Annotated in this window: 13 protein-coding genes; 4 read left to right on the top strand and 9 right to left on the bottom strand. The window is 62.6% G+C overall.

Going from position 1 to position 12,238, the window contains the following annotated elements; genetic code table 11:
- Positions 1-49 precede the first annotated feature (49 nt).
- Positions 50-424, bottom strand: a complete 375-nt coding sequence (locus tag O8W32_05855) for a hypothetical protein (GenBank protein ID WII08696.1) — start codon at positions 422-424, stop codon at positions 50-52.
- Positions 425-509: 85 nt separating this feature from the next.
- Entirely contained in the window at positions 510-2,069 is a 1,560-nt protein-coding gene (purH, locus tag O8W32_05850) for a bifunctional phosphoribosylaminoimidazolecarboxamide formyltransferase/IMP cyclohydrolase (protein WII08695.1), read from the bottom strand.
- 132 nt (positions 2,070-2,201) lie between these two features.
- On the opposite strand from purH, the gene O8W32_05845 reads away from it, so the two are divergent.
- The 4 genes from O8W32_05845 to O8W32_05830 are packed head-to-tail and all read left to right on the top strand — an operon-like array spanning position 2,202 to position 4,188.
- On the top strand, positions 2,202-2,795 hold the full coding sequence (locus O8W32_05845) for an METTL5 family protein (protein WII08694.1): 594 nt from the start codon (positions 2,202-2,204) through the stop codon (positions 2,793-2,795).
- A 36-nt stretch (positions 2,796-2,831) separates the two neighbouring features.
- Positions 2,832-3,392, top strand: coding sequence for an exosome complex RNA-binding protein Csl4 (locus O8W32_05840; GenBank protein WII08693.1), 561 nt, complete (start codon positions 2,832-2,834; stop codon positions 3,390-3,392).
- Positions 3,389-3,565, top strand: a complete 177-nt coding sequence (locus tag O8W32_05835) for a hypothetical protein (protein ID WII08692.1) — start codon at positions 3,389-3,391, stop codon at positions 3,563-3,565. Before O8W32_05840 ends, O8W32_05835 begins: the two co-directional genes overlap by 4 nt.
- On the top strand, positions 3,562-4,188 hold the full coding sequence (locus O8W32_05830) for a tRNA 4-thiouridine(8) synthase ThiI (GenBank protein WII08691.1): 627 nt from the start codon (positions 3,562-3,564) through the stop codon (positions 4,186-4,188). The genes O8W32_05835 and O8W32_05830 overlap by 4 nt, the downstream gene beginning before the upstream one ends.
- Before the next feature lie 38 nt (positions 4,189-4,226).
- On the opposite strand, the gene O8W32_05825 is transcribed toward O8W32_05830, so the two are convergent.
- The 7 genes from O8W32_05825 to O8W32_05795 all read right to left on the bottom strand — a co-directional run bounded on the left by O8W32_05825 (position 4,227) and on the right by O8W32_05795 (position 12,073).
- The gene (locus O8W32_05825) at positions 4,227-4,514 is read right to left on the bottom strand and encodes a hypothetical protein (GenBank protein WII08690.1); all 288 of its coding nucleotides are present in this window, start codon (positions 4,512-4,514) and stop codon (positions 4,227-4,229) included.
- A 62-nt stretch (positions 4,515-4,576) separates the two neighbouring features.
- Positions 4,577-6,463, bottom strand: a complete 1,887-nt coding sequence (locus tag O8W32_05820) for an ATP-dependent DNA helicase (protein WII08689.1) — start codon at positions 6,461-6,463, stop codon at positions 4,577-4,579.
- On the bottom strand, positions 6,460-6,843 hold the full coding sequence (locus tag O8W32_05815; GenBank protein ID WII08688.1) for a hypothetical protein: 384 nt from the start codon (positions 6,841-6,843) through the stop codon (positions 6,460-6,462). The genes O8W32_05820 and O8W32_05815 overlap by 4 nt, the downstream gene beginning before the upstream one ends.
- A 4-nt stretch (positions 6,844-6,847) precedes the next feature.
- Positions 6,848-8,428, bottom strand: a complete 1,581-nt coding sequence (gene serA / locus O8W32_05810) for a phosphoglycerate dehydrogenase (protein WII08687.1) — start codon at positions 8,426-8,428, stop codon at positions 6,848-6,850.
- Positions 8,428-9,501 carry an aminotransferase class V-fold PLP-dependent enzyme gene (locus O8W32_05805; GenBank protein ID WII08686.1) on the bottom strand — a complete coding sequence of 358 codons (1,074 nt, stop codon included), beginning with the start codon at positions 9,499-9,501 and terminating at the stop codon, positions 8,428-8,430. The genes serA and O8W32_05805 overlap by 1 nt, the downstream gene beginning before the upstream one ends.
- Before the next feature lie 149 nt (positions 9,502-9,650).
- Entirely contained in the window at positions 9,651-10,811 is a 1,161-nt protein-coding gene (locus tag O8W32_05800) for a pyridoxal phosphate-dependent aminotransferase (GenBank protein WII08685.1), read from the bottom strand.
- Positions 10,812-10,999: 188 nt separating this feature from the next.
- Positions 11,000-12,073: a formate--phosphoribosylaminoimidazolecarboxamide ligase gene (locus tag O8W32_05795; protein WII08684.1), complete on the bottom strand. Its 1,074-nt coding sequence runs from the start codon at positions 12,071-12,073 to the stop codon at positions 11,000-11,002.
- Positions 12,074-12,238 lie beyond the last annotated feature (165 nt).

Genomic DNA, 12,238 nt, shown 5'->3' with positions numbered 1-12,238 from the left:
AGGGCCCCCTCCGGTTCCGAAAAATATGAAGCGCCGGAAGACGCCCCGTTCAATTCTTTTTCTTCCTGCCTGTGACGGCCCAGACGATTACAAGGCACAGCAGGGGTATGACACAGTCCTCGATCCTTCCTATGAGCCAGTAAGCGAGGATCATCGCGATGATGCCGACGATCCCGAACTTCCTGAGGATGCCTCCGGCCCCGATGACGAACGAGAAGGCGAACATCACGATCAGCATGATGATCGCGACGATGAGCGATGACGACAGCGTCATGAAGGTCGTATCGCCGACCTCGTCCTCCACGATGGGCTGGATGATGATGTCGCACACCACCGGCACCAGGACGAGGAAGATCAGAGTGCATGTCAGTCCGCCGACGAAGGATTCGGCGACGGAGCTTCCCGACTTCTGTTTCTTTGACATTGGTGCGGGAACGACAGGACGGGATGATTAAACTAACGCATCCCGCGGAGAATTACAGCGGGGCGTACAGCCCCGCAGAAGGGTTTCAGCTGTGCCTGAACACGCGGCAGCCGGTGAAGACCATCGCGATGTTGTGCTCGTTGGCGGCATCGATGGACTCCTGGTCCCTGATGCTTCCTCCGGGCTGGATGATGGCGGTGATGCCCGCCTCGGCGGCCGCATCGACGGCGTCCCTGAACGGGAAGAACGCATCGGAGGCCATGACGCATCCCTCTGTGGGCTCCCTGGCCTTGAAGGAGGCGATCTTCGCCGAGTCGACGCGGCTCATCTGGCCGGCGCCGATGCCGACCGCGTGCTCCCCGCGGACATAGACGACGGCGTTGGACATCACGTGCTTGGCGAGCTTCCACGCGAAGAGGAGGGAGTGCACCTCCTCCTCGGTCGGCGCCCTCTTGGTGACCACGCGGAGGTTGGCGGGATCGACGGCGACGTCCTCGTCGGTCTGGACGAGGAGGCCTCCCTGGGTCCTCCTGGTCTTCATCTCCCTCACGCGGTACTGGGGGCCGATGGGCATCCCTGTCCTGACCAGGCGGATGCTCTTCTTGAGCTTGAGGATCTCCAGGGCCCCGAGGTCGAAGTCGGGCGCGACGACGACCTCGACGAAGTACTCGTGGATCATCTTGGCGGTCTCGAGGTCGCACTTCCTGTTCAGGGCGATGACGCATCCGAAGGCGGAGAGGGGATCGACATCGTAGGCGGTCCTGAACGCCTTGGCGATGGTGTCGTCGGATGCCAGCCCGCAGGGGTTGGTGTGCTTCATGACGACCGCGGTCGGCCTCTCGAAGTCCATGACGATGCTTATGGCCTCGTCCATGTCGATGATGTTGTTGTAGGACAGCTCCTTACCGTGGAGGATGTCGCATTTCCCGATGGTCACGCCGGGGGTGAAGGGGTCGACGTAGTAGGCGGCCTTCTGGTTGGGGTTCTCGCCGTACCTGAGCTCCCATTTCTTCTCGGTGGCCTGGGGCCAGGAGGACGGGAAGAGGTCCTTCCCGAGCTTCCTGTTCATAACGGTGGCGATCATGGCATCGTACTCAGCGGTGACGGTGAACGCCTGGGCCATGAGCCTGCCGAGGTACTTCTCGTCGAGCTCCCCGTCGTCCGCCAGGAGGTGCCCGATGACCGATTCGTACTGGCCGGGATCGGTAACGACCGCGACGCTCTTGTAGTTCTTGGCCGCGGCCCTGATCATGCTGGGTCCTCCGATGTCGATGTTCTCGACGATCTCGTCGAAGGAGACGCCCTCCTTCAGGACCGTCTGCTTGAACGGGTAGAGGTTGATGACGACCATGTCGATGGGCTTGATCCCCATCTCCTCGATGGCCTTCATGTGCTCCGGCTTGTCCCTGCGGGCGAGGATGCCGGCATGGATGTTGGGGTGGAGGGTCTTGACGCGGCCGTCCAGCATCTCCGGGAACCCGGTGACGTCCGATACCTCGGTGGCTTCCACGCCGCTGTCGGTGAGCAGTTTGTAAGTGCCGCCGGTGGAGATTATCTCGACACCGAGTGTCTTCAGCTGCTTGGCGAAGTCGACGATGCCGGTCTTGTCCGACACGCTGATGATTGCCCTCTTTACCTTTACCATGTGTTTTCATGCTCCCTTGGGAAACGCGCCATTCGGCATTGAAAACGTATCGTGATTGATTAGATAAATGGTTCGGGATGGCCTGGGCCCCCCATGCTCCTTTTATAGCGGATGCCGCGGTAACTCATCCGGATGAGGAAGAAGGAACTGGAGATGGCGCTGCAGCGCATACCCCCGTTCGAGGACCCCGACCCGTCCCTGGAGCAGTATCCGACGCCCGCGCCGATCGCCGCCGATATCATCTACCGGGCATACTCCGCGGGGGACATCGCCGGCATGAAGGTGATGGACCTCGGCTGCGGCACCGGCGTGTTCTGCATAGGGGCGGCGCTCATGGGCGCCGGGATGTCGGTGGGCTACGACATTTCGCAGAAGGCCCTCGGCATCGCCCGGAAGGCCGCCGATGAACTGGGGGCGGACGTCGAGCTCAGGCTGTCGGACGTGCGCGATGTCTCCGAGGGGGCGGACACCGTCCTGATGAACCCCCCTTTCGGGAGCCAGAAGAGGAACGCGGACCGTCCCTTCCTCGACAAGGCCATGGAATCCGCCGAGAAAGTCTACTCCATCCACATGGCAGGCACGCTGGAGTTCGTGAAAGGCTATGCGGAGGAGAAGGGCAGGCGGGTGACGGACTGCAGACTTTATAAGTACGTAATCCCGCATACTTTCTCATTCCACACGAAGGCGAAACAGACGGTGGAAATCGTCTCCGTCGTCATAGAATGAACCAGACGCCTCGTGCGGCGATGATTGGTGAATCAAATGGCCGAAAGATATGTGCTCCCCGGCGACGAGATCGCCGCGGAGGAGGAGTACGTCGCCTCCGACGGAACATATGCCAGGAACGGGAAGATCTACGCGTCCCAGGTAGGGGCCCTGGTGCTGGACGATAACGACTGCACGGCGAAGGTGGTATCGCCCAACCCGCCGAACATCCTGAAGGAGGGCGACATTGTGTACGCCACCATAGATGACACGAGGAAGACCATGGCGACCGCCACCGCCCTCATCCGCGAGGGGACCTGCCGCGCGATAGCCAGCAGCACGGTGGCCACCATCCACGTCTCCAAGATCTCCCCCGACTACACCGACAGCGTCTCCGGAGAGTTCAGGAAAGGGGACCTCGTGAGGGCGAGGGTCATCGGCGTCAAGCCGTCGCTGCAGCTCACCACCAAGGACGCCCACCTCGGAGTGGTCCGCGCCCAGTGCGGGATCTGCAAGACCGAGCTCAGGCGCACCGGCCCGGGAACCCTGAGCTGCCCCAAATGCAAGACCAGCCAGCCCAGGAAGCTGGCCGACGACTACGGCGACGTGAAGATATGACCCGCAACGATGCTGAGATCGAGAACCTCCGCCTGCAGGTCAGGGACCTGAAGGCGGAGGTCAGGCAGCTCCGCGAGTTCGTAAAGTCCCTCTATGCCCTGCTCAACGAGGACGAGGAATACCCGCCGGACGACTACGAGGGCGGGGTCGAGTTCGGAAGGGTGAACACTTGAAGGTCCTGGTCCTCATCTCGGGAGGCATAGACTCCCCCGTGGCAGCGTACGTCATGGCGCATGCGGGCGCCGAGGTGGCGCTCCTCCATATGGACAACCGCCCGTACGCGGACGACAGGTCGATCGACCGGGCGATGCGCATCGCCGCGCGCCTGAGGGAGGAGACCGGGCAGGAAATGCCCCTCTACAGCGCCCCCCACGGCCCCACCCAGAAGGCCATCGCGGAGAAGGCCGACACTCTGTACCAGTGCGTCCTCTGCAAACACGCCATGCTCCTTACGGCGGAGCGCATTTGCAAGGAGATAGACGCAGGAGCGATCGTCATGGGCGATTCGCTCGGACAGGTCGCCTCCCAGACCCTGCTGAACATCAATTCGGAGGTCCGCGGCATCAACACGGTCATCCTCAGGCCCCTCATCGGCTACGACAAAGAGGAGATAATGCAGATCGCTAAGGCCATCGGCACCTACGATCTCTCTAACCTCCCGGCCATCGGATGCACGGCGCTCCCGAAGAAGGTCGTCACCGAGGCCGATATCGCCCTGACCGACAGGTACTCCGAGGCCTGCGACATAGAGGGCCTGGCTGACGCCAGCGCCGCCGGGATTGGGAGATTATCCTGATCGCAGGACGGCATATTCCGATGCCGTCCCCGGCCGGCTCATTCCTGCGAGTGCTTCTTCTCCGAGTATGCGTAGAACGCAGGGCAGGAGTCGATCTCCTCCTCGTCATAGAGCATGTCCATCGTTATCCTCGTGACATAGCGGGCCTGCACGCGGGAAACGAAGATCTTGCGCCCGTTGCCGAGGGGGATGACCTCATCGGAGGCTTTGGGGGATTTGACCGATACCGGGACCAGGGCCGGGCCCAGGCAGGCGGTGCAGATGCGATAATCCTCTCCGGACTCCTCCACCATCTTCCTGACGTCATCATCCACGGCGATTTCCATGGCATTCTGCATGTCGGATGTCATTAATAAAGAATCAAGTCCCGGACCGGCATGCCTGAGGCTCAGTGCTTCTCCCCGCCGCTGAAGAATGCCAGTATGTCCCTGACCGGATCGTCTGTGAGCTCGGCATTAAAGCCTTCCAGCGTGCCCGCCCTCCGATCGAGGACGACCGCCACTCCTCTGTCCGTCTCCGACCTTATGAGGCGGCCGACGGCCTGCCTCATCTTCCTCACAGCGGGGATCCTGACCGCCGACCTCCAGCCGTCGCCGTAACGTCTGGCACAGTACCTCACAAGGGCATCCTGCTTGGCGGACGGCCGAGGATACGGGATGCCTACTATCACTGCCACCTCCAGCTCTCCGCCCGGGAAGTCCAGTCCCTCGCTCACCCTCCCGCCGGTGACCGCGAACAGCGTTCCCCCTGGCCTGCAGCGGAAATCGGTGACCTGGTCCATTAACTCTGACTGGGTCATGCCCCTGCTCTCGTAGTACACCGGCCTGCCGAGCTCGTCGGCGAGGCCGTCGTCGGTGAACCTCTCCATCAGTGAATAGGAAGGGAAGAACACCGCCGACGAACGCTCTGTGGCCGTGACGATGTCGACGATATGCTTGCGGAGCCTCTCATAGTTCCCGGCGTCCCCCAGCTCGTCATACTTCGTCGAGACATCGTTAACGTAAAGCGTCCTCAGGTTCCCGGAGGGGAAGGGCGAGGGGAACACAGCCGTCTCCGGATTGTAGAGCCCCATCTCCGCCGAGTAATCGTTCAGGGGGGACAGCGTGCCGGACATGCTGATGCTAGAGAAGCAGGTGCTGAGGGGCTCGGCGGCCTCGTGCGGATCCAGGCAGTAAGCCTCGAAAGCGGGGTTATCTCCGCCGGACACCAGGAAGGCATGGCTCCAGCCGTCGCAGGACGCCCAGCAGGTCAGGAAGTCCGCAAGATGGGAAAGCCGGGAGCGCGGGAGCTTCCTCCTGGCCTTCTTAGCGTCCTCGATCAGCATCCCGGCCTCCTTCATGCGGCCCACGGCCGATGAGATGGATGCCGATGACAGACCCAGGCGCATCATGAGCTCGTCGCTCAGGTACTCGGGCGGGATGATGCCGTTCTCGCCTTTCAGGTAATCCCGGCAGGCGTCCGAGAGGATCTCCTGCAGGGCCTGTATCAGATCGGAGCAGGCTATGTCCCCGTGTATCGGCGGGTCCCCGTTCGACACGGCCTCGGACATCGCGAGGCTGAGGGACTTGGAGGTCATCCTGTAGGTCATCGTCTCCCTAAGGTACTGGGGGAGGTTGTGCGCCTCGTCCGCGATCACCACCGCGTCCCTCTCGGAGATGCCCATCCACTGCAGCAGCCGGTTCCTGATGGGCGCTATGAAGAAGAACGCGTACGGCGCCGATACCACCTCCGCATAAGGAAGGACCTTCTTGGACGCCTCGTAAGGGCATATCTCCGACGCGATGCAGAAATCCCTGAACTCCTCCGGGTCCGGATGTGCGGACCTGGCATATGTTATGCAGCGCTCGACGGCCGAGCTGCCGAGGGCTTCGTAGAACGGGCACTTGCCGGCCGGCCCGTCGCCTTTCTTGAGGGCAGAGCACAGTTTGGAGAGCTCCTCCGGCGTACCGTCGGACAGGTCGCGGTCGGAGGCCATGAACGGGCAGGTGGCCGGGCCCCTGCCCTGGATCGCCGCCGATAATATCGGGATCTTCCTGCCGATCGCGCGGCATTCCACAGAGACCTGGCGCTGCTGGCTCTTGGTGCGGGTGAGGTAGATCACCCGGCGCCCGGTGCCGGATATCCCCTCGAGGGCGCCGGCCAGGGACGCGGACGTCTTCCCGGTCCCGGTGCCCGATTCGATGACCAGGCTCCTCCCGCCGCGGACCGCGTCCCTGACGGTGCGGACGATCTCCGCCTGGCCGGGACGCGGAGCGTAGGGGAAAAGCCCGCTCACTGGGCGCTGCTCCTGTTCCAGACGTCGTCCGGGATGTCGGCGTAGACCGACTGGGAGGCGTCAGGGACCGCCCGCTGTTCGGGCTCGAGGTCCCTGAGCTTCATGATGCGGTCGCGGTTGAAGAGCCAGTAGTGGATCCTCCATTCGCGGCCGTCGTAGAGGGTGATCTCCTCCCTCTCGGTGTATAGGATCCCCGAGTCCTCCATCATGTAGAAGGCATCGCGGTCCTCCGGCTCGAGCACGTTGTCGATGATCCTGTCGGAGTACCCGAAGAAGTTCAGCACATGCTGCGCCAGCCTGCGGGCGTCCTCCTCGGTGATCCCCATCTCGCCTTCGATGCTGTTCTTGACGGCGAGGGTCAGGTCGTTCTCTCCGATCATCGGATCAGAGCTCGGCGCACTTGGCGTCCCCGCCGGCGGCCGCCGCGATGCGGGCCACGGTCTCCTTCCCGGGGGCGGAGCCCAGGACGAGGACGGTCAGGGCGGTGCTGTCGTTCTCCTTGGTGGAGACGGCCATCTCCCTGATGTCGATGCCGGCGTCGGCCGCGGCGGCGCCGATCCTGCCGACGACGCCCTTGACGTCGGGGTAGGTCACGAACACCAGGTCGCCGGACAGGGGCACGTTGAACCTGTAGCCGTTGTAGTTGACGAGCCTGGCCTCGGACCCGAAGGCGGTGCCGCGGACGGTGATCGTCCTGCCGCCGGAGACGGTCTTGACCTCGATCATGTTGGCGTAGTTCTCGAACTTGTCGATCTTGGTCTCCTTGACCTCGATGCCCTTGGACTTGGCCACGGGGAGGGCGTTGATGATGTTGGCCCCGTCCTCGCCCACGATGCCTTTGATGATCCCCTTGACCGCGGAGACGGTCAGGAGCTTGCTGTCGGTCTGGGCGAGGCCGCCGTAATAGGAGACCTCGACCGAGCTGATGGGGGCGTCGCCGCCGAGCTGCCTGATGAGGGAGCCCATGTTCTCCGCCAGGGGGACGTAGGGCTCGGTCTCGGGGGTGAGCTTCCCGCGGGGCGCGTTGATGGCGTTGGTGATGATCCCGTCCTTGAGGTACTTGACCGCCGCATGGGCGATGTCGACGGCGACCCTCTCCTGCGCCTCGACAGTAGAGGCTCCGAGGTGGGGGGTGGTGACCAGGTTGTCGAGCTCGAGGAGCTTCTTCTCGGACTCGTCGAGGGGCTCGCTGCACCAGACATCGAAGGCCGCGCCGGCGATGGTATGGTCCTTCAGGGCGTTGTAGAGCGCATCCTCGTCGACGATGCCGCCGCGGGCCACGTTGGCGAGGCGCGCGTTGGGCTTCATCATCTTGAACTGCTCAGTGGAGATCATGTTCTTGGTGCTGGGCAGCAGGGGGGTGTGGATGGTCATGAAGTCGGACTTCTGGAGGACCTCCTCGAGGGTGGTCAGCCTGACGCCGATCTCGTCCGCGACCACCTTGGGCAGGAAGGGGTCGTAGCCGATCATGGTCATGTTGAAGGGCTTCAGCCTCTTCGCGACCTCTCCGCCGACGCGGCCGACGCCGATGATGCCGAGGACCTTGCCGTTCAGCTCGACGCCGGTGAACTTGGACCTGTCCCATTTCCCCTGGTGCATGGACATGTGGGCCGCGGGGATGTTCCTGGCCATGGCGAGGATCATGCCGCAGGTGTGCTCCGCCGCCGAGAGGATGTTCGCGGTGGGGGTGTTCATCACGAGGATACCTTTCTCGGTCGCGTAGGGGACGTCGACGTTGTCGACGCCCACGCCGGCGCGGCCGATGACCTTCAGCTTCCTGGCAGAGTCGATGACCTTCTTGGTCACCTTGGTGCCCGACCTGATGATGAGGGCATCGTAGTCGACGATCTCCTTGCAGAGCTCGTCCTCGGTCATGCCGGTCTTCATGACCACCGGCATCCCGGACGCCTCGAGGATGTCCAGGCCGTCTTTGCTGAGCTTATCCGAAACAAGAATCTTTGCCATTACTGCTTCACTTCCTCGAGAGCTTCGTCCATCACGCCGATGAGCGACCTGATGTCGGCGGGGGTGAGGTCCCCCATGGTGCCGACCCTGAACGTCTGCTTCTTGATATCCCCGTATCCGTTGGAGATCTCGTATCCCCTGGACTTGATGACCTTGTGGAAGGCATCGAAGTCCAGGTCCCCTTTCTTTATGACGGCGAGGGAGTCCGACTGGTAGCCTTCCTCGGGGAAGATGCCCTCCAGTTTCTCCTTGGCCCATGCCCTCAGGAGGTCGCCCATCTCGCGGTGCCTCCGGTAGCGGGCCGCCATGCCCTCCTTCAGCATCTTGTCGAGCTGGTAGTCCAGGCCGAACATGATGGACACAGGAGGGGTGGTGAGCGCGTAGTTCTCGTCGTTCTTCTCCTTGAGCTTCACGAAGTCGGTGTAGAAGCCCTTGTTCTCCATGGACTCGGACTTCTTCATGAACTCGGGGGAGACGACCACGAAGGCCAGCCCGGGCGGGAGCGCGAGGTCCTTCTGGGAGCCGAAGACGACGGAGTCGGGCTGGGTGCGCTTCCAGTCCAGGTCCATGGCGAACATGGAGGTAACGGCGTCGATCATCACGAGGGCGTCGGGGTTCTGGGACCTGACCTCTTCCGCCAGGGCGGCATTGTCGCAGTAGACGCCGGTGGACGACTCGTTGCTCACCCAGTGGACGGCCTCGATGTCCTTGCCGACCTTGCCTTCGATGTCGGCGGGCTTGACGGCCTTGCCCATGGGGACCCTGACCACGTCGACCTTGCGGCCGTTGGTGGTGGCGACCTCGATGGACCTGTCGCCGAAGGACCCGGAGGTGAGCCCGAGGGAGTGCTCCCTGATGCCGTTCCTGGCCGCCCCTTCGAGGAGGACGGTCGCGGACCCGGCGACCATGAAGATGTCGTTGTCGGTCCCGAGGGCCTTGTGGAGCTTCTCCTCGATGTCGGCGTGCAGCTGCTTGTACTCCGAGGAGCGGTGGGTGATCATCGGCCTGTCCATTGCCTTGAGAACGTCGTCCGGGACGTTGACCGGACCGACGGTGAATAATTTCCTGCTCATTTGGATCCCTGAGCGCCCCTGGGGGCGGAATGAATCGGTTATTGGCAACCCTTATTTTTAACTATGCGCGCGCACGCGGAAACAGGATGCATGCGCGGATGCGGCGCCTCGGCAGGGAAGGCGCGGGGGCCGGGGCGGCCCTCCCGGGATCAGAGCTCGGACATGAACTTCTTCATGCGGGAGATGCCCTCGCGGATCTGGTCCTCGCCGGTGGCGTAGGATATCCTGAAGAACCCTTCGCCGTGGGGCCCGAATGCCGCTCCGGGGGTGACCGCCACATGGGCGTCCTTGAGCATCTTCTTGGCGAGGTCCACGGAGTGGATGTCGGCATCGTAGCGGGGGAAGAGGTAGAACGCTCCTTCCGGCTTCTGGCACTCCACGCGGGGGACCTCCTCCAGGAGGTCGAGCGCAAGGTCGCGCCTGGTCCTGAACTCGTCGGTCATCTTCCTGATGGACGACTGGTCGCCGTCGAGGGCCTCGACAGCGCCCTTCTGGGCGAAGGAGACGCAGCAGGAGATGGAGTGGGACTGCAGCTTGTTGAGGGCGGCGATGTTGTTGACGCTCGAGACGGCCCAGCCCACCCTCCATCCGGTCATGGCATAGGTCTTGGAGAGGCCGGAGACCGTGACTGTGCGGTCGAGCATGCCGGGGACGGACGCGATGGAGAAATGCTTCCCGGAGTAGATGATCTGCTCGTAGATCTCGTCGGCGAGCACGATGAGGTCGTGCTTCTCGGCGATCTCGGCGATCTCCCTGACCTGCTTCTCGGGCATGACGCACCCGGTGGGGTTGGCAGGGGTGTTGAGGATGATCATCTTGGTCTTCGGCGTGACGGCCTCTTCCACCCTGCGGGGGTCGAGGATGAAGCCGTCGTCGTATTCCAGGGGGACGTAGACGGGCTTGGCGCCGCACAGCTTGATGTCCGCCTCATAGGTGACCCAGCCGGGGTCCGGGAGGATGACCTCGTCCCCGGGGTTCAGGAAGGCGAGGGCGGTCATGAAGATGGCATGCTTGCACGGGGTCACGAGCACGTTCATGGAAGAGACGTTCATACCGTTCCTGGCACGTGCGGTCTTAGCGATGGCCTCCTTCAGCTCAGGGATGCCGGTGCTGGGAGTGTAGTGGGTGAACCCGCTGTCGAGAGCGGATTTGGCCGCGTCCACGATGTTGGCAGGAGTGGTGAAATCCGGCTCCCCCATCGAGAAGGAGACGATGTCGATGCCCTGAGCCTTGAGCTCGCTGACTAAGTTTCCGATTGCGATTGTGCCCGAGGCCGGGATCTTCTGTACCCTGTCCGATACGCTGACCATGATGCGAACCCCTTGTTCTCGCCGTCCATAAGGAACTTCCGTTAAATACATTGCTGAATGCGCGCGGGCGCGTATGCGGCGGCACGGCGGTTCCCGGACCGGATAATGTACAATTGAACGGCGGAAAGCCTCCGGACTGGACAATTGAACTGCCCGGAGGCCGGGCCGGATGCGCCCGCGGGACTCCTTCAGGACATTATGTCCTTGATGTGCCCGGCCGCGTTCGCGTCCCTGATCTCCATGGCGAGCCTGCCGCCGGTGCTGAGGCCGGGGTAGATCATCTCGGCGTACGGGGACCCGTTGATGAACGGGTTGGTGCCGGCGACGATCCTGGTGGAGATCTCGAAGATCCTGAACTCCAGCTTGTCGTTGACGACGGTCTCGAGGCAGAACGGGCCCCACATGCCGCCGAACAGCTCGTAGGACCTGTTGACGATGTCCTCGGCCATCTTGAACGCCTTGGGCAGCAGGGACTCCCTGATGACGACCGGGGTGTTGCCGGTGACGACGAAGCTGGGGTAGATCCCGTGCTTCTTCGCGTCCTCGATGCTGCCGAGCTTGTACATCTCATCGATGTTGGACTCGTCCCTCCTGTCCATGGAGAGGAGCTCCAGCGATCCGCCCTGCTTTATCCGGTACCCGTCGGTCTTGAGGGGGTCGTAGAAGAAGTGGAGGTAATACCTGGTTCCGAGGCAGTACTCCTGGATCGTGTAGGGCTGGCTGGTGTCGATCCCCTGCTTGAAGTCGGGGTAGTCCTTGGCGATGAAGAAGCCGCGGCCGCCTTTGGCGCCGTGATACTTCACCATCACCGGCTCCTTGATCTCCCTGGCGTCGGTGATGAGCTTGGGCATGGGCGCGCCGGCGGAGGTGATCCACTCCCTCTGCTTGTCCCTGTCGGACTCCCATCCGAGAACGGCGCGGTTGCCGTACGAGGGGACCTCGAACTCCTCGAACGCCTTGTGGCCCATGTACTCCACGAACGACCCGTGGGGGATGAGGACGACGTTTTCGTCGAGCAGCTCGTCCTTGCGCTCGATCATCTCGTCGTAATCCTGGTACTTGTAGAATTTGTCGGGCTTCGCAAGGGGGAAGGCGTCGTATATCTTCTCGTTGTCCCTGGTGACGAGCCCTATCGTCTTGAACCCGAACTTCTTCGCTCCGTGGAAGATCTGCAGCGACGAGTGGGAACAAAGGGTGGCTATGGTCAGATTCCCGAGGTCATAGCCGTCGAGGATCTCGTCGATCTTCTTTCTTGGAACCATGCCGTTCTATCTCGTTTCACTTTTTAAATATATGCCAACCTCCGCAGGCGGACGTACCGCTGGACAGAGCGGATGAGACCCGGCCCTCCTTCGGAGGGCCGTATTCCGGGGTCCGGCATGTTCCCTTGGTTGCAATAGATAAGTTAAAAGGTGAGCCGGCGATGT

This window comes from Methanomassiliicoccales archaeon LGM-DZ1, from assembly GCA_030168595.1.
Taxonomy (GTDB): domain Archaea; phylum Thermoplasmatota; class Thermoplasmata; order Methanomassiliicoccales; family Methanomethylophilaceae; genus Methanomethylophilus.
This window is presented reverse-complemented; position numbering and strand designations above follow the sequence as displayed.